The sequence below is a fragment of the Polaromonas jejuensis NBRC 106434 genome, from assembly GCF_001598235.1.
In the GTDB taxonomy this organism is placed as follows: Bacteria; Pseudomonadota; Gammaproteobacteria; order Burkholderiales; family Burkholderiaceae_C; genus Polaromonas; species Polaromonas jejuensis.
Genome location: NZ_BCYO01000001.1, coordinates 479013 through 496099 on the forward strand (window position 1 = coordinate 479013; position 17087 = coordinate 496099).

General features: G+C 65.3%; 18 protein-coding genes. 13 read left to right on the forward strand and 5 right to left on the reverse strand.

Annotation, left to right across the window (positions count from 1 at the left end; all coding sequences use genetic code 11):
• The 7 genes from PJE01S_RS02140 to PJE01S_RS02170 all read left to right on the forward strand — a co-directional run bounded on the left by PJE01S_RS02140 (nucleotide 1) and on the right by PJE01S_RS02170 (nucleotide 8024).
• Entirely contained in the window at nucleotides 1–642 is a 642-nt protein-coding gene (locus PJE01S_RS02140; protein ID WP_068831569.1) for a 3-oxoacid CoA-transferase subunit B, read from the forward strand.
• A 62-nt stretch (nucleotides 643–704) separates the two neighbouring features.
• Nucleotides 705–1907, forward strand: coding sequence for a 3-oxoadipyl-CoA thiolase (gene pcaF / locus PJE01S_RS02145; RefSeq protein ID WP_068831470.1), 1203 nt, complete (start codon nucleotides 705–707; stop codon nucleotides 1905–1907).
• A 56-nt stretch (nucleotides 1908–1963) separates the two neighbouring features.
• Nucleotides 1964–2956 (forward strand): Bug family tripartite tricarboxylate transporter substrate binding protein, encoded by a 993-nt coding sequence (locus PJE01S_RS02150; protein WP_169804352.1) that lies wholly within the window; start codon nucleotides 1964–1966, stop codon nucleotides 2954–2956.
• An 83-nt stretch (nucleotides 2957–3039) separates the two neighbouring features.
• Nucleotides 3040–3768, forward strand: a complete 729-nt coding sequence (locus tag PJE01S_RS02155) for an SDR family NAD(P)-dependent oxidoreductase (RefSeq protein WP_157090194.1) — start codon at nucleotides 3040–3042, stop codon at nucleotides 3766–3768.
• Between the two features lie 112 nt (nucleotides 3769–3880).
• Nucleotides 3881–4891 carry a Bug family tripartite tricarboxylate transporter substrate binding protein gene (locus PJE01S_RS02160; protein WP_068831473.1) on the forward strand — a complete coding sequence of 337 codons (1011 nt, stop codon included), beginning with the start codon at nucleotides 3881–3883 and terminating at the stop codon, nucleotides 4889–4891.
• A 323-nt stretch (nucleotides 4892–5214) separates the two neighbouring features.
• Nucleotides 5215–5970: a sulfite exporter TauE/SafE family protein gene (locus PJE01S_RS02165; protein ID WP_068831474.1), complete on the forward strand. Its 756-nt coding sequence runs from the start codon at nucleotides 5215–5217 to the stop codon at nucleotides 5968–5970.
• 164 nt (nucleotides 5971–6134) lie between these two features.
• Nucleotides 6135–8024 (forward strand): serine/threonine-protein kinase, encoded by a 1890-nt coding sequence (locus tag PJE01S_RS02170; protein ID WP_068831475.1) that lies wholly within the window; start codon nucleotides 6135–6137, stop codon nucleotides 8022–8024.
• Nucleotides 8025–8100: 76 nt separating this feature from the next.
• Here PJE01S_RS02170 and kefC read toward each other — a convergent pair whose 3' ends face one another.
• Entirely contained in the window at nucleotides 8101–9927 is a 1827-nt protein-coding gene (kefC, locus tag PJE01S_RS02175; protein WP_068831476.1) for a glutathione-regulated potassium-efflux system protein KefC, read from the reverse strand.
• Entirely contained in the window at nucleotides 9927–10649 is a 723-nt protein-coding gene (kefF, locus tag PJE01S_RS02180) for a glutathione-regulated potassium-efflux system oxidoreductase KefF (RefSeq protein WP_068831477.1), read from the reverse strand. Before kefF ends, kefC begins: the two co-directional genes overlap by 1 nt.
• A 60-nt stretch (nucleotides 10650–10709) precedes the next feature.
• On the opposite strand from kefF, the gene PJE01S_RS02185 reads away from it, so the two are divergent.
• Complete coding sequence (locus tag PJE01S_RS02185; protein ID WP_068831478.1) at nucleotides 10710–11324, forward strand: nucleotide-binding protein; 615 nt, start codon at nucleotides 10710–10712, stop codon at nucleotides 11322–11324.
• 51 nt (nucleotides 11325–11375) lie between these two features.
• The gene (locus tag PJE01S_RS02190; protein WP_068831479.1) at nucleotides 11376–11831 is read left to right on the forward strand and encodes a MaoC family dehydratase; all 456 of its coding nucleotides are present in this window, start codon (nucleotides 11376–11378) and stop codon (nucleotides 11829–11831) included.
• Between the two features lie 8 nt (nucleotides 11832–11839).
• Here PJE01S_RS02190 and PJE01S_RS24955 read toward each other — a convergent pair whose 3' ends face one another.
• From PJE01S_RS24955 to PJE01S_RS02205, 3 genes are all read right to left on the reverse strand, one after another.
• Nucleotides 11840–12028, reverse strand: a complete 189-nt coding sequence (locus PJE01S_RS24955; RefSeq protein ID WP_157090195.1) for a hypothetical protein — start codon at nucleotides 12026–12028, stop codon at nucleotides 11840–11842.
• A gap of 351 nt (nucleotides 12029–12379) precedes the next feature.
• Nucleotides 12380–12856, reverse strand: coding sequence for a tRNA (cytidine(34)-2'-O)-methyltransferase (locus PJE01S_RS02200; protein ID WP_068831481.1), 477 nt, complete (start codon nucleotides 12854–12856; stop codon nucleotides 12380–12382).
• 73 nt (nucleotides 12857–12929) lie between these two features.
• Nucleotides 12930–13733 (reverse strand): ComF family protein, encoded by an 804-nt coding sequence (locus PJE01S_RS02205; protein WP_339374659.1) that lies wholly within the window; start codon nucleotides 13731–13733, stop codon nucleotides 12930–12932.
• A gap of 9 nt (nucleotides 13734–13742) precedes the next feature.
• Between PJE01S_RS02205 and PJE01S_RS02210 the strand changes: the two genes are divergently transcribed.
• The 4 genes from PJE01S_RS02210 to PJE01S_RS02225 all read left to right on the forward strand — a co-directional run bounded on the left by PJE01S_RS02210 (nucleotide 13743) and on the right by PJE01S_RS02225 (nucleotide 17062).
• Nucleotides 13743–14645, forward strand: coding sequence for a methyltransferase domain-containing protein (locus tag PJE01S_RS02210; protein WP_068831482.1), 903 nt, complete (start codon nucleotides 13743–13745; stop codon nucleotides 14643–14645).
• A gap of 152 nt (nucleotides 14646–14797) precedes the next feature.
• Nucleotides 14798–15319 (forward strand): hypothetical protein, encoded by a 522-nt coding sequence (locus PJE01S_RS02215; protein WP_068831483.1) that lies wholly within the window; start codon nucleotides 14798–14800, stop codon nucleotides 15317–15319.
• A 63-nt stretch (nucleotides 15320–15382) separates the two neighbouring features.
• Nucleotides 15383–15889, forward strand: coding sequence for a hypothetical protein (locus tag PJE01S_RS02220; protein WP_068831571.1), 507 nt, complete (start codon nucleotides 15383–15385; stop codon nucleotides 15887–15889).
• A gap of 15 nt (nucleotides 15890–15904) precedes the next feature.
• Complete coding sequence (locus tag PJE01S_RS02225; RefSeq protein WP_068831484.1) at nucleotides 15905–17062, forward strand: c-type cytochrome; 1158 nt, start codon at nucleotides 15905–15907, stop codon at nucleotides 17060–17062.
• Nucleotides 17063–17087: the final 25 nt, after the last annotated feature.

Here is a 17087-nt window from a genome sequence, read left to right on the forward strand (position 1 = left end):
ATGAGCTATCAAAAACGTACCAAAGACCAGCTCGCCGCCCGCGTGGCGCAGGACATCTTCGACGGCGCGGTCGTGAACCTCGGCATCGGGCAACCGACGCTGGTCGCGAACCACCTGCCGGAAGGCCGCGAAGTCATCCTGCACAGCGAAAACGGCATCCTGGGCATGGGCCCCGCGCCGGTCGAAGGCGAGGAGGACTACGACCTCATCAACGCCGGCAAGCAGCCGGTCACGCTGCTCAAGGGCGGCGCATTCTTCCACCACGCCGACAGCTTCGCGATGATGCGCGGCGGCCACCTCGACATCTGCGTGCTGGGCGCCTTCCAGGTCTCCGCCACGGGTGACCTGGCCAACTGGAGCACCGGTGAGCCCGGCGCCATTCCGGCCGTGGGCGGCGCCATGGACCTGGCGATAGGCGCCAAGCAGACCTGGGTGATGATGGATTTGCTGACCAAAAAAGGCGAGAGCAAGGTGGTGGCGCAGTGCACTTATCCGCTCACCGGCATTGCCTGCGTCAAGCGCATTTACTCCGAACTGGCGACGCTGGAATGCACGCCGCAAGGCCTCAAGCTCATCGACAAGGTGGAAGGCCTGGAGCACGCGGAGCTGGAAAAACTCATAGGCCTGCCTGTGGCAGTCTGATTTCCTGTGGCCTGATCCCCCCTGATCACCGCCTGTTGTAACCCTTTTTCATCGAGAACCCCATGACCCAAGCTTTCATTTGCGATGCCATCCGTACCCCCTTCGGCCGCTACGGCGGCGCCCTGAGCAGCGTGCGCGCCGACGACCTGGGCGCGGTGCCTATCAAGGCGCTGATGGCGCGCAATCCGAACGTGGACTGGGCGGCCGTCACCGACGTGATCTATGGCTGCGCCAACCAGGCCGGCGAAGACAACCGCAACGTGGCGCGCATGTCCAGCCTGCTGGCCGGCCTGCCCATCGAAGTGCCCGGCGCCACCGTGAACCGCCTGTGCGGCTCCGGCCTGGATGCCGTGGGCACGGCGGCGCGTGCCATCAAGTCCGGCGAGGCCGGCCTGATGATTGCCGGCGGCGTGGAAAGCATGAGTCGCGCCCCGTTCGTGATGCCCAAGGCCGAGTCGGCTTTCAGCCGCAACAACGCCGTGTACGACACCACCATAGGCTGGCGCTTTGTCAACAAGCTGATGAAGGCCCAGTACGGCGTGGATTCCATGCCCGAAACCGCCGAGAACGTCGCCACCGACTTCAAGATCGAACGCGAAGCCCAGGACCGCATGGCGCTTGCCAGCCAGCTCAATGCCGTGGCGGCGCAAAAGGCCGGCCACCTGGCCCGCGAAATCGTCGCGGTGTCGGTGCCGCAGAAAAAGGGCGACGCCATCGTGGTGGACAAGGACGAGCACCCGCGCGAAACCAGTCTCGAAGCGCTGGCCAAGTTGAAGGGCGTGGTGCGCCCTGACGGCAGCGTGACCGCCGGCAACGCCTCGGGCGTGAACGACGGCGCTTGCGCCCTGCTGCTGGCCGGCGAAGCCAGTGCCGCCAAGTACGGCCTGACGCCGCGTGCCCGTGTGGTCGGCATGGCCACGGCCGGTGTGGCGCCGCGCATCATGGGCTTCGGCCCCACGCCCGCTACGCTGAAAGTGCTGGCGCAAACCGGCATCACGCTGGAGCAGCTCGACGTGATCGAGCTCAACGAAGCCTTTGCCGCCCAGGGACTGGCCGTGCTGCGCGCGCTGGGCCTGAAGGACGACGACGCCCGCGTCAACGCCTGGGGCGGTGCGATTGCGTTGGGCCATCCGCTGGGTGCCAGCGGTGCGCGCCTGGCCACCACGGCCGTCAACCGCCTGCACGCCACCGGCGGCCGCTACGCCCTGTGCACCATGTGCATTGGTGTGGGCCAGGGTATTGCCGTGATTCTGGAACGTGTCTGAAGCGCCGGCCTTGGCCCCCAGCCATCCCATTTCCGGTAATTTCTCGAGTCTTTGACATGGCGCCCTTGATGAAGCCCGCCCGTTCAAGCCGCCGAGCCCTGCTGATGGCGTCGCTGGCATCCCTGACCCTTCCGGCATGGGCCCAGGACGCCAGACCCATCAAGATCATCGTGCCGTTTGCGCCCGGCGGGGGCAACGATGTGTTTGCGCGCCAGATGGCCAGGAGTCTGGGCGAGATGCGCAAGCAGGGCATCATCGTGGAGAACAAGCCGGGAGCCGGCGGCAACCTGGGGACGGAACAGGTGGTGCGCAGTCCGGCGGATGGCACGACGCTGCTGCTGGGCCACTCCGGCACGATCTCCATCAATCCGGCACTGTACAAACAGGCCAGGTTTGACCCTCGCAAAGACCTGGTTCCCGTCGCCATGTTTGCCTCGTCGGCACTGGTGCTGGTGGTGCCGGCCTCGTCGAATGTCAAAACGGTCGCCGAGCTGGTGGCCCTGGCCAGGTCACGCCCCGGCGAACTCAATTACGCGTCCAGCGGCAGCGGAACCGGTGGCCATCTCACGGGCGAGCTGTTCGAGGAAAAGAGCGGCGTGAAAATCAGCCATGTCCCCTACAAGGGCACGAATCCGGCCCTGACGGATCTGGTCGGCGCCCAGGTGCAGATGATGTTCAGTGTCATCCCGCCGGCGCTGGCCCTGGTCAAGAGCGGCCGCCTGCGGGCGCTGGCCGTCACCAGCAGCAAGCGCCTGCCTTCGCTGCCGGACGTGCCCACCCTGGCCGAATCCGGCGTTCCAGGGCTTGCCGGGTTTGAAAGCACGCTGACCTACGGCATCCTCGCGCCGCGCGGGACGCCCGAGGCCTTGGTCAGGGAAATGTCCGAACAGATGCTCAAGGTCGCCGCGACCGCCGATTTCCAGTCCCGGCTGGGTGTGGAGGGCGCGGTGCCGCTGCTGGGCGGTTCCGCTGACTATGCGGCCCTGATCCGCAAAGAAAGCACCAAGTGGGCCGAGGTCGTGAAGATCTCTGGCGCCACGGTCGAATAGGCAAGCCACGCGCGGGATTCCCTGCGTGTGGTTTTGAATCGCCGCGCGCGACGCTGTCCGCAAGGCCTCCCATGAAAGAAACCATGAGCAAGCAAGAAGTTACGCTGGTCACGGGCGCCAGTTCGGGCATTGGCCGCGCCATCGCCGAAGCCCTGCTGGCACAGGGCCGCCATGTGGTCAACCTTGACTATGTGCTGCCCGACTGGAGCCATCCGAACCTTGCCTCCTACCAGGCCGACCTGACCAAGGAAGCGTCCACGCGTGAGCGTGCCGCCGAAATTGCCGCCAGCTACAAGGTCACGGCGCTGGTCAATAACGCCGGCGCGACTCGCCCCGGCACCATAGACACGGCCACCACGGCCTCGCTCGATGACGTGGTGGGCCTGCACCTGCGCGCCGTCATGCTGCTGACGCAGGCTTTTCTTCCCAGCTTGCGTGCCTCGGGCCAGGGCCGCATCGTCAACATGTCCTCGCGCGCCGCTTTGGGCAAGGCGGACCGCATCGTGTATTCGGCCACCAAGGCCGGCATGATAGGCATGACGCGCACGCTGGCCATGGAGCTGGGGCGCGACGGCATTACCGTGAACGCCATAGGCCCCGGGCCCATCGCCACCGAACTGTTTCGCAAGAGCAACCCCGAGGGCGCGCCGCAAACGCAGCGCATCCTGGACAGCATTGCGGTGGGGCGCATGGGCACGGCAGAGGACGTGGCGCGCGCGGCAATGTTCTTCCTGTCGCCCGACAACGGCTTTGTGACCGGCCAGGTGCTCTACGTGTGCGGTGGCACCACCCTGGGGGTGGCGCCGATCTGATTTTTCGCCCCTCTGCTGGGGCCTCTCCCATCCCGGTTTCACGCGTGCGGTCCACAGGATCAGCCTGTGCGTGACCGGGGCTTTCTCTCTCGTTACCTTGAAAGACTTCTCCATGTCCCGCTTTTCCACTTCCGATCGCCGTCAATTCGCACTGCGCAGCCTGACCGCCGCCGTGGCCCTGGGCGCCGGCCTGCTGGCCGCCATGCCCGCGGCCGCACAAGCGGCCTACCCCAGCAAGCCCATCACCGTGATCGTGCCTTTCTCCGCGGGCGGCACCACCGACATTCTGGCGCGCATCGTGGGCCAGGCCTTGACGGCGGAGTTGGGCCAGTCCGTGATCATCGACAACCGCGCCGGCGCGGGCGGCAACATTGGCGGGCAGGCCGCGGCCCGCTCGCCTGCCGACGGCTACACCCTGTTCATGGGCACGGTCGGCACGCATGCGATCAATGCGGCACTCTACAAAAAAATGCCCTTCGACCCGATCAAGGACTTCACGCCCCTGACCCGCGTGGCCAATGTGCCCAACCTGCTGGTGGCCAACCCGGCGCAGCCCTTCAAGACCGTGAAGGAGCTGATCGCCTATGCCAAGGCCCATCCCGGCCAGCTGAACTTCGGCTCCTCGGGCAATGGCAGCTCCATCCACCTGTCGGGCGAGCTGTTCAAGACCATGGCCAAGGTCGACATGCAGCATGTGCCTTACAAGGGCAGCGCGCCGGCAGTGACCGACCTGCTGGGCAACCAGATCGCCATCATGTTCGACAACATGCCCTCGGCCATCCAGCATGTGCGCTCGGGCAAATTGCGTCCCATCGCCGTGACCACCGCCAAGCGCTCGCCGGAACTGCCCAACGTGCCGACCATCGCCGAAGCCGGCGTGCCCGGCTATGAGGCCACCTCGTGGTTCGGCCTGTTCGCGCCCGCCGGTACGCCGCCTGCCGTGGTCAGCAAGCTGAACAGCGCCATCGTCAAGGTACTGGCCAAGGCCGACGTCAAGAAGAAAATCAACGAGCAGGGCGCCGAGGTGTACAGCGAAACGCCCGAGCAGTTCTCCGCCTTCATCCAGAAGGAGTCGCTGAAGTGGGGCAAGGTGGTGCATGAGTCCGGCGCCAGCGTGGACTGAGGCTGACTGCTTCCATTTCTACTTCAACACGGTATGTCGCTGCGCCCCCCTTGCCGTGATGTAGCACTGTCTGCGGGAGCGCGCCTGATCTCGCATTGAATAAGAAATGGCATAAACACCGGGCCCTGGCACGGCCCGTGGCGCCATGCGCTGCCAGCGGCTGCATCGGCCGCTGGCAGCGCATGGCGGTTATTCTTGGACGGTTTTGTCGGCGGCTGCGGATGGCGGGCTTTCACCAGCGATTCCTGCAGCGGCTTTTGCTATTGATTTGGTAGCTGCCTGCGCCCGATTCTATTGGGCTAAAGGCATATCTGGTTCCTAATATGGCCTTTCCGCTGATCACCGACCCTTTTTTCTACGCCGTGGCCATTCCTGCCGTGCTGATGCTGGGCGTCAGCAAAAGCGGCTTTGGCGCGGGTTTTGGCTCGCTCGCCGTGCCGGTGATGGCGCTGGCTGTCACGGTGCCGCAGGCGGCCGCGATCTTGATGCCGCTGCTGCTGATGATGGACCTGCTGGGGCTGGCGGCCTTCCGCAAGGACTTCGATATGAAGTTTCTGCGCTTCCTGATTCCCTTCGGCCTGGTGGGCACGGTCGTCGGTGCGCTGCTGTTCAGGGTGCTCGATGCCAAGGTGGTGGCCGGCATCGTGGGGGTATTCACCTTGCTGTTTTTGGCGCAGCGACTGCTGTTTCCGCCCCGGCCCGGCAGCCCGCCGCCGCCGACATGGCTGGGGGCGATATTGACCGTGACCTCCGGTTTCACCAGTTTTGTCTCCCACGCCGGCGGCCCGCCGCTGAGCGCCTATGTCATTCCGCTGCGCCTGTCGCCCGTCAAGTTCACCGCCACCATGGCGTGTTTCTTTTTTGTGATCAACCTCTCGAAGTGGATTCCCTATGCCTGGCTGGGCCTGCTGGACCTGCGCAACATGGCGACCTCGCTGCTACTGCTGCCCCTGGCACCTGTCGGCGTGTGGATGGGGGTGCGCCTGGCCAAAAGCATCAGCCCGCTCTGGTTTTACCGCTTTCTTTACCTGGGCATGTTCCTCACCGGCGTCAAGCTGCTGTGGGACGGCATGCACTGAGGGCCTTTGGCCCTGGCAGGGCTGTTTGTGTGACATTTGTCATGGCTGGCTGGTATTTTTCGGCCACTTTCAGGAAAATGGCGACCCGGCTAAAGCTTATGTCTTATAAGGGCTGCTGCTTTCCGTTTTAAGTCCCGGCGGGCTTGTCCATTCCTACCATCCCCATGCGTCCGAAGAAACTTGGCCGATACAACCTCATCCGTGTGCTCGGCAAGGGGGCGATGGGTTTGGTGTACGAGGGGCGCGATCCCCATCTGGATCGCCGCGTGGCGATCAAGACCATCCAGGTTGAAAACCTGTCGGTCGAGGCCGCGATGGAATACGAGCAGCGCTTTCGCACCGAGGCGCGGTCGGCGGCGCGCCTGCAGCACCCGAACATCGTCAGTGTCTACGACGCAGGCCGCGATGGCGACATCGCCTTTCTGGTCATGGAATTCATCCAGGGGAGCGACCTCAAGCACCACCTGGACCAGGGCGAGGTTTACACGCTGGGGCAGACGCTGGCCATCATGGGCGACCTGCTGTCGGCGCTGGACTACGCGCACTGGCAAAACATCGTCCACCGCGACATCAAGCCCGCCAATCTGCTGATCGAAGCCGGCGGACGGGTCAAGCTTGCGGATTTCGGGGTGGCGCGCATCCAGGACTCGGGCGAGGCCACGCGCACGCAGGGCTCCCTGGTGGGCACGCTCAAATACATGTCGCCGGAGCAGGTGCAGGGCCGCTCGATTGACGCCCGGGCCGACCTCTTTGCTGCGGGCATCGTGCTGTACCAGTTGCTCACGGGCCAGCGGCCGTTTGATGGCGCCAACGACTTTGCCATCATCCAGCAAATCATCGGGCATAGCCCGGCACCGCCGTCCTCGGTCAATCCTCAATTGCCGCCCGCTGTTGACGCCGTGCTGGCCCGGGCGCTGGCCAAGTCGCGCGAGCAGCGCTTTGCCGACGCGCAGGAATTCGCCACCGCACTGCGGGCGGCCACAACAGAGGTTTCCGAGAGCACGCTGGTGCTGCCGGTAGCCACGCCCGGGTCGGCCCATGCCACCTGGAGCGCCACCCGGCGAAGCGGCGAAGCCCAGGTGGGTGCGTTGCCGGGGGGCAGCACGGCTGTGCCGACGGTGACGCAGGAACTCGAGCTGGTTTACTGGAAAGACATCAAGGACTCGGCCGACAGCGAAGACATCCAGGGTTTCCTGGCCCGATTCCCGGCCGGCATTTACGCCGGGCTGGCGCGCCGCCGGTTGAAGACGATCGGCGCGCTGGCGGGCGAGGGCGCAGACAGCGGTTCGCACTCGGGCCCGGAAACGGTGATCATGCCGCGATCGGTGTCCGGGGAGGAGCGCACCGTGCTCATGCCGGGAAGCGCTGGCGCGGGCATGTTGGCGGCGCTCCCGGAGCCGCCTGGCCATGCCTGGATGCCGCCCGAAGAGGGTGCCGAGGGTAGCGCGGGTAAGAGGCCATCGCTGGAACGCACTCTGCCTCTGCCGGTGGCGCCCGCGGCCGCCTCCCGGGACGCGAAGGTTTCGGTGTCGGCGACTCGCCCACAGCCCAGCTCCCGGCCTTGGGGCTGGGCCCTGGCCGGTATCGTCGGTGTCGTGCTGATGGCGGGTGCCGGCATGGGCCTCAAGCGCCTGTCAAGGCCGGGCACGCCGTTGGCCGCGCCATTTGCCGTGCCGGCCGCTGCATCCTCAGCGGGGCTGGAAACCGGACCGGCCGAAGCGCTGCCACCGCTGGCGTCCGCTCCGCCGGCGCCAGACCCCGCGGCCTCGAAACCGCCTGAACCTGTGGCGGCGAGGAAATCTGCGCCTGATCAAGACCGGCCGGCCAGACGGGCACAGGCCGGTGTGGCCGCTGGCGCGGCAATGCCGCGGCACTTTGAGCACGCCGTGTCCGCCGCCGCCCATCCGCGGCAGGCCTGCGAAAGCCGCATGCTCATCGCCTTTCAGATATGCATGGCCGAGCAGTGCGCCAAGCCGGCCTTTGCCCATCATCCGGTATGCGTGGAGCGGCGCGCCATGGAGCAGCGGCGGCGCGACGCCGAGATAAGCCGGTAGCCACCTGCTGTTGCTATTAAAAGCATAGCTGATTGCGGCTGCCCATCAAGGGCTGCAGCCGCGTTTTGCTAATAGTTCAGTCATGCCAGCGGACGGGCCCGCGCTGCCTCAGCTGCTCGCGCTCCTGCGCCATCTGCTCTTCCAGTTGCAGGCGTCCCTGCGTGGCCACGGCGATGACCTTGGTGCGGTCTTTGCGGTGCGGGTACATCTGCTCGAACAATTCAAGGTTGTGCTGGCGAAAGCGCATGGCGGTCTGCCGTGCCTCGTGCGGCGGCTGGCCCAGCAGCTCCAGCACGGTGCGGGCGCTGCGCAGGCTGGACTCGAACACCTCGCGCTCCACCCGCATCACACCGCGGTCGCGCAGCGCATTCCAGTGCGTCACGTCGCGGGCGCGCGCCACGATCTGCAGGTGCGGAAAGTGCTCCCGCACCAGGTCCACGATCTTCAGCGACTGCTCCATGCTGTCCACCGACAGCACCAGGATCTTGGCGCTGGCGGCGCCGGCCGTGCGCAGCAGGTCCAGGCGCGTGGCATCGCCGTAGAAGACGCGGTAGCCGAAGGCGCGCACGGTTTCAACCATGTCGGCGTCGTGTTCCAGCACGGTGGCGGGAATGCCCTGGGCCAGCAGCATGCGGCCGATGATCTGGCCGTAGCGGCCAAAGCCGGCAATGATGATGGGCGCGTCCTGCGGCTCGGAGATTTCTTCGAGCTGCGGTGTGTCGCAGTTGGCCCAGCGCGGCAGCAGCAGCTTGTCGGCGGCCAGCAGCAGCAGCGGGCTGATCAGCATGGACAGCGCCACCGCGCCTATCAGCAGCGAGGCCGTCTCGGCAGAAAACACCCGGGCGCCTGCCGCGGCCTGGAACACCACAAAGGCAAATTCCCCGCCTTGGGCCAGCAGCACGGCAACCACCGGGCGCTCCTGGTAAGGCAGTTTCATGAGGGCGGCCAGCCCGTAGATCACGGCCAGCTTCAGGCCCAGGAAGCCCAGCAGGATGACGGCCATCAGACCGGGTGACTTCCACAGCACGCCAAAGTCGATGCTCATGCCTACCGCAATGAAAAAGAGGCCGAGCAACAAGCCCTTGAAGGGCTCGATGTCGGTTTCCAGCTCGCGCCGGTATTCGCTTTCGGCCAGCAGCACGCCGGCCAGAAAAGCCCCCAGCGCCATGGACAGGCCCACCAGCTGCATCAGCGTGGCAATGCCGACCACCAGCAGCAGCGAAGCGGCGGTGAAGATTTCAGGCGTGCCGCTGTTGGCGATCCAGCGCAGCAGCGGACGCAGCAGCAGCCGGCCGCCCAGGATGATGCCGCCAATGACTGCTATGATTTTGATAGCTTCCAGCGCCCGATGGGTATGGGCGACGGCCTCGTTTTCACCGGCAAGAGCGCCTAGCAGCGGCAGCAGCGCCAGAATCGGAATGGCCGCGACGTCCTGAAACAGCAAAATGGAAAACCCGGCCTGGCCGCTGGACGTGGGCAGCAGGTTGCGCTCGCCCATGGTCTGCAGGGCAATCGCGGTGGACGAGAGGGCCAGGCCCAAGCCGGCCACCAGCGCCGTTTGCCAGTTCACGCCAAGCGCCATGGCCGCGCCGGTGAGCAGGGCGGCGCAGCCCAGCACCTGGGCGCTGCCCCAGCCGAAGATGGGCCGGCGCAAGTTCCACAGACGATGCGGTTCCAGTTCCAGGCCGACCAGAAACAGCATCAGGACCACGCCGAATTCGGCGAAGTGAAGAATGTCCTGCACAGCGGTGACCAGGCCCAGGCCCCAGGGGCCAATGGCGATGCCGGCGGCCAGGTAGCCGATGATGGAGCCCAGGCCGAATTTTTTCGCCAGCGGCACCGTCAGGACGGCGGCGGCGAGGTAGATAAAGCTGTTGACGAGCCAGGCGGGGGCGTGTTCCATCAGGAGGGGGCCCCCATGTGCGTTGCCGCGCGTACGTCGCCGTCCTCCGACAGGGCCGCCGCGATGTTGTCTTCGTTCATGGCCAAACGGTCTCTTTTGGGCACCACGCAGGCGGGATGCTGCTCGAGGTCTTCGAGTTCGGGCCAGTCGGGGTAGCTTTGCAGACGCTGGCTGAAGACCGCCAGGTGCTCGGCGACGGCCTCCTTGCTGACCCTGTGCGCGCCGTGCAGCACCATCGGCGGCAGGAAGCGCATGCCGCACAGGACGGCGCTTTGCTCATAAGGCGGCAGGAAGGCCTCAAAAAAATAGCGGTTGTAGCCCTGCGGGTGGTAGGAGGCCTCCGGCCCGCCGGTGGTGGCCACCAGCCACAAATCCTTGCCCTGCAACGCACGTCCGTCCTGGCCATAGGCCCAGCCATAGCTGAGGACATCGTCGAGCCAGAGCTTTTGCAGGGCCGGCATCGAATACCACTGGATCGGGTGCAGCAGCACCACGAGCCGGGCGCGGGCCAGCGCGGCTTGCTCTCTGGCCACGTCAATCGCGTAGTCGGGGTAGCTTGAATACAGGTCCTGCACCTGCACGCGCGGCAGTGCCTGGGCGGCCTGCATCAGGGGGCGGTTGACCCGCGATTCGCGCCAGGTGGGGTGGGCGGCGATGACATAGATGTCAGGGCTGGCGGCCGCCACGGGGGGGCTGTCGGCGGTTGTGAGAACGGTGTCCATGCCGTTACCATAGCGGAAAAATCAGGATCAGAGTTTCCCCAAACACCAGAGGAGATCGGAATGCCCGTGGTTGTGATTGCCAATCCGAAGGGAGGCGTCGGTAAAACGACATTGGCCACCCATGTTGCCGGCTACTTTGCCAGCCAGGACCATGCGGTCATGCTGGGGGATGCCGACCGGCAGCAGTCCTCACGACTGTGGCTGGGCTTGCGATCACCGGCTGTCAGGCCGATTGCGACCTGGGATGTGAACGCCGACCTGATTGTCAAGCCGCCCAAAGGCACGACCCATGTGGTGCTGGATACGCCCGGCGGCCTGCATGGCTGGCGCTTCAACGATGTCATCAAGCTTGCCGACAAGGTGATCGTGCCGCTGCAGCCCAGTGTGTTTGACATCTTTGCCACGCGCACCTTTCTGGATCTGCTGACCGAACACCGCCATGCCGGCCGGGTGCAGGTGGGCATTGTCGGGATGCGCGTGGATTCGCGCACGATTGCCGCCGACAAGCTGCGCGAATTCGTGGAAGGCCTGGGGCTGCCGGTGCTGGGCTATCTGCGCGACACGCAAAACTACATTCACCTGGCGGCACGCGGATTGACCCTGTTTGACGTGGCGCCCGGCCGGGTTGAAAAGGACCTGGAGCAGTGGCAGGGCATTTGCCGATGGTTAGGTTAGCTTGTCGCTGATTCGACAATCGGGCCCCGGACGTCCGGCTAAAGTCAACGCATGAAAATCTTTCAAACCTTGTCCGAGCTGGCGGCCTGCACCGGCCAGGAAGTCGCGGTCAGCGACTGGATCACCATCACGCAGCAGCAGGTCAACCTGTTTGCCGAGGCGACGGGCGACCACCAGTGGATTCATGTGGACCCCGAAAAAGCCAGCGCCGGGCCGTTTGACGGGACGATTGCGCACGGCTTTCTGACGCTGTCGCTGTTGCCGCAGTTTTTTGAATCCTCGTTCGAGATCACCGGCTCACGCCTGGGCGTGAACTACGGCCTGAACAAGGTGCGCTTCACGGCGCCGGTCCCCGTGGGCAGCCGCCTGCGCGCCCGCATGAAGCTGCTGGCGGCCGAGCCGATTGAGCAGGGTGGCCTGCAGCTGAGCTGGGAAGTGACGGTGGAAAGCGAAGGCTCGGCCAAGCCGGTCTGCGTGGCCGAATCGCTGGTGCGGCGCTATCCCTGAGTCGCGGCTCAGACGGGTGTCAGCAGGCGGGCCGGCAGCCAGCCTTCAAACACACCGATCACGCTGTTGAGGCGCGCAGTCGCCTCGGCTTGGCCGTGCACTTTCGCAATGCACAGGTGCAGGTCGCTGCGCAGCAGCCACAGGTCGGCCGGGGTCAGGGCGATATTGATCTTGTAGATGACACGCTGCGTGCGCATGTCTTTGCAGTCAAGCAATATGGCTTGAAGGCTTTCCCGGATTTGTTCAATCGGCAGACGATGGTTTGCCCTGACTGAATCGGATGAATCGGAAACCGAATCGGAAAACTTGAGAACGGCATGGCCGAGGAAACGGGAGATGGACATGGTCACGGGGTGTCCCTGGGCGTTTTGTGAACGGCAGGGAAATGTGATGGCGCCTGACTGCCGGGTATCGGCATCCATGCGTATTAAAGTTTCAATTTTACGGGTTTACCCTAATCCGCACTGACCGAATGGTTGGCGGAGAGTGTGGATGCTTCTGGCAGGTGGGCCAGCGAAACAGGGCCGCCGGCAGCTGATTCTCGCGCCTCAGCCGCCCGAGGCCCCGCCAAAGCCGTTCTGCCGCCAGGCCTCAAAGACGGTGACGGCAACCGTGTTGGACAGGTTCAGGCTGCGCTGGCCCGGCCGCATCGGCACCTTGAGGCGTTGGGCCAGGGGAAAGCTTTCGCGCACGTCGGGCGCCAGGCCCCGGGTTTCCGCGCCAAACACCAGCCAGTCGCCGGGCAGGAAGCGCACGTCATACATGTTGCCGGCGCCCTGTGTCGTCATCGCGAAGAGCCGCTCCGCCGGCGGTTGCTGGCTGTGCAGCAGTGCCTGCCAGCTGGCATGGCGCAGCACCTGGGCGTATTCGTGGTAGTCGAGGCCGGCGCGCCGCATGTGCTTGTCGTCCATCGAAAAGCCCAGTGGTTCCACCAGGTGCAGGCGGCAGCCGGTGTTGGCTGCCAGCCGGATCACATTGCCGGTGTTGGGCGGAATTTCGGGCTCGACAAGGACGATATTGAACATGAGGCGGATCAGGAGAGGCTCGGGCCTCGGCGGCTTGATGGTGCGGGCAAAAAAGGGCGGTGAGGCAGGGATTCTAGGCGGGGGCCGTCCTGGCCAGCACCACAGCGGTGATGTGCGCGGCGCCGGCGTCCCGCAGGGCCTGCGCGGCCGTGAACAGCGAGGCACCGCTGGTCATCACGTCATCCACCAGCAGCACACGCCGGCCTTCGAGGTCGGCCACGCGCAGCGGGTCCACCTCGAAGGCGCCCCTGACATTGGCCAGCCGGGCCTCGCGCTTGAGCTGGCTTTGCGGTCGCGTGTGCTTGATGCGCAGCAGCAGTCGGGCATCGGCCTGGGCGGCGGTTCGGCTCTGCCGGGCCAGCGCACCGGCCAGCTCCCAGGCCTGGTTGAAGCCGCGCGTCTGCAGGCGCACCAATGACAGCGGCATGGGCACGACCCAGTCCCTGGCGTCCAGCATGCCAAAGGCCTGCGCGACGCCGGGCGCCTTGAGCAGCAGGGCGGCAAAAAATCCGGCCCAGCCTGGCTGCTCGCCAAATTTGTAGCCGGCAATCAGGGTGGACCAGGGATAGGCGTAGGGCACTGCGGCCAGCGTCCGGTCCGGCGGCGGGCGCTGGCGCGCGCAAGCGGCGCAAAGCTCATGGCCGGTCCGCAGGCCCATGGAGAGATCGGCGGGCAAGGCCAGCGCGCAGCCGGCGCAACGAGGCTCGGCCTGCGCAAAACGCGCCACGCAGGGCTGGCACACCTGGCGCGCAGGCCAGCTCCGGCAGACGGCGCATTGACTGGCAAAGCCGGGCAGCCGGGGCGGGAACAGGCCGGGGGAGAGCAGGCGCGTGAACACCGTGCCAATATACTCGCCTACCTTTCGCCAACTGCGCAACCCCTTTTCATGACCACCACCCAGCGCCCGCCCACGCTCGATCCACTTGCCGTCAGCCGTTGGCAGCGCAGCGCACCGCCGGCCTCGCCCTGGCTGCATGAAGAGGTGGCGCGCCGCATGCTGGAGCGGCTTCAGTGGATCAAGCTGCAGCCGCAGGCCTGGGCGCATTGGGGCGCCTTGCGCGGTGGCCTGGAGGCGCATGCGCAGCTCGCCAGCCGATACCCGGATTCAGCCTGTTTTGTGGCTGAAGCCCATTCGGACAGGGCGCAGCAAGCTATGAAAAATATAGCGAAACCGTGGTGGAACCCCAAGCAGTGGATGGCGGCCCCGACGCGCTTTGAGGCGCCGCCGCCGGCCAGCGTCGACATGCTGTGGGCCAACATGGCGCTGCACGAAGCGGCCGACCCGCAGGCCCTGCTGGCCCAATGGCACCAGGCCCTGAAGGTCAATGGTTTTCTGATGTTTTCCTGCCTCGGGCCGGATACCGCCCGGGAACTGCGCGCACTCTACGCGCAACTGGGCTGGCCGCCTGCGGGGCACCAGCTGACCGACATGCACGACTGGGGCGACATGCTGGTGCAGACCGGTTTTGCCGAACCGGTGATGGACATGGAGCGCATCACGCTGACCTACGAGACCCCGGCAAGGTTGCTGCAGGAGCTGCGCGAGCTGGGCCGCAACTTTCACCCGGCGCGCTTTCCCGCCTTGCGCGGGCGTGCCTGGAAGGCGCGGCTGGAGCAGGCGCTGGGCCAGCATCTGGCGGTGGGCGCTGATGGACGGCTGTCACTGACTTTCGAGGTCATTTATGGCCATGCGCTGAAAGCCCAGCCCAAAATCAAGGTCAGCGCGCTCAGTGCGGTCTCGGTTCAGGACATGCGCGCCATGCTGCATGACAAGCGGGACAAGTCCTGAGTTTTTCTGAGTTCGCCCCCGCAGCTGCCGGGTCGCCCGGCCGCAGGCCCTGAGTCAAGCTGCGGCTTGCGCATGCGTTTTCGCAGGTGTATAAGTCCATTGTGCTTTGTTCTATTGTCCTGTGGTCACAAGGTGTGATGAGAGGGGGTGTTATGAGCAGACGCATTTATTGGCTGATACCCGATGTGGCGAGCGCCAGGCGGACGGTGGATGACCTGCTGCTGGCGCGCGTTCCGGTGCAGCATATTCACTGTGTCGGACGTGAAGGCGTGAACCTGTCCGGACTCCATCCCGCCAATGTCTTGCAGACCACGGACGTGATTTACGCGGCCGAGGCGGGTCTGCTGATCGGCGGCACCCTGGGTATTGCCGCTGGCCTGCTGGTCGCCATGTACTACCCCATAGCCATAGGGGGGAGTTCCCTGCAGTGGGGCATGGTGGCCGTGCTGGGTGTGCTGGGCGCCTTGTTTGGCGCCTGGTCGTCAAGCATGATTGGCGTGTCCGTGCCGAGCCACCGCCTCAAACGCTTCGAGGCTGCCGTCGAGCAGGGACAAATCCTGCTGATGGTGGATGTGCCGGGTTTGCAGGTCAAGGCGATCGAAGCCCTGTTGCAGGCTTCGCATCCGGAAGCGCACTTTGAAGGCGAGGATCCGGACACCCCGGTGTTCCCCTGAAACACTGACACGCGTGCCTGTCTTTCGGCACGAGAGCATTGTCCAGATTTGAGGGAGATGATCATGGACCTCCATATGCGTTCGTACCGCGGGCACAGCCTGCCGGACTGGTCTGCCGCGGCGGTCGCCGGGCTTGCGGCGGGCGCCATCCTGATGGTGCTGGAACTGTTCTGGTCGACCCTGGCCAGCAGCGGCAGTCCGTGGGCGGCCTCGCACATGATTGCCGCCATCGTGATGGGGCCGGGCGTGCTGCAATCGTCCGATTTCAGCCTTCAGATCGTGGCGGTGGCGCTGGTGGCCCACTATGTGCTGGGCATCGTCTTCGGCCTGGTGCTCGCGGCCATCATCGCGCCGTTCCGCGGGGATTCGGGTGTGGCCGTGGTGGCGTTGGCCGGCGCGGTGTTCGGCGCGGTCCTGTACCTGCTGAACTTTTACGGCATGGTTCACTTTTTTCCGTGGTTCGCCGAATGGCGCGGCGCGGCGACGCTGGTGATCCATCTGATCTTCGGGGTGGCGGCGGCACTGCTGTACTGGAAGCTGGAGCGACAGGAGGCAGGGCGTCTACGGTGACGCAAGAGGCCTCCCATGCTCATGGCTGTCACGCTTATCGTCATTGTCATCGGCTCGGTACTGTTTCACCTGATCAGTCCCTGGTGGACGACACCGCTGGCCTCGAACTGGCAGCAGATGGACGATACGCTGACGATCACGGTGCTCATGACCGGCCTTTTTTTCGTTGTCATCAATCTTTTCCTCGTCTATATCCTGCTGCGTTATCGCCACCGCGAAGGTCGCCGCGCCGCCTATGAGCCCGAGAACCGCAAGCTGGAGCGCTGGCTGATCGGGATCACCACGGTCGGCATCGCGGCCCTGCTGGCGCCTGGCCTGCTGGTGTATGCGAATTACGTCAGGGCGCCACGCGAGGCCGTGGTGCTGGAAGTGCTGGGCCAGCAATGGCAATGGCGCTACCGCTTTCCCGGTGCCGGCGGCAAGCTGGGCTTGAGCGACGCCCGATTCGTCAGCGCGGCCAATCCCTTTGGCCTGGACCTCGCCGACCCGGCGGGCCAGGGCAACATCCTTGTCAACAACAACGAGGTGCATCTGCCGCTGGGTAAACCGGTGAAGGTGCTGCTGCGCTCCCACGATGTGCTGCATGATTTTTACGTTCCGCAGTTTCGTGCCCGCATGAACATGGTGCCGGGCATGGTCACGTCGTTCTGGTTCACACCGACAAAAACCGGCCGCTATGAGGTGCTGTGCGCCCAGCTATGCGGCGTGGGGCACAGCAACATGCGCGGCACTGTGCTGGTGGAAGACGAGGCGAGTTTTCAGGCGTGGCTGAAGGCACAGCCGACCTTCGCCATGACGATGGCCGGCCCGGCCCCTGGCGCACTCGCCGGGCTGGCGGCTGGCGCCGATGCGCAGGTTGCACAGGGGCAGGCACTGGCCCAGTCCAAGGGTTGCGTGGCTTGCCATACCGTTGACGGCAGTCCGAAGGTGGGGCCGAGCTGGAAAGGTCTGTACGGCAAAGCCGAAACCATGAAAGACGGCTCGACCGCGCAGGTCGATGAAACTTATCTGCAGAGCTTCATCCGCAACCCGCAAGCCCGTGGCGTGAAAGGCTTTCCGCCTGTCATGCCCAGGATTGAACTGAGTGATGAAGAACTGGCCGCGCTGGTGGCCTACATCAAGTCGCTTGGCGGCCCGGTTCCAGCCGCACCCGAGCAGAAGGCGCAACGCTGACGGCTCGCCGTCCCACGAGGAACAC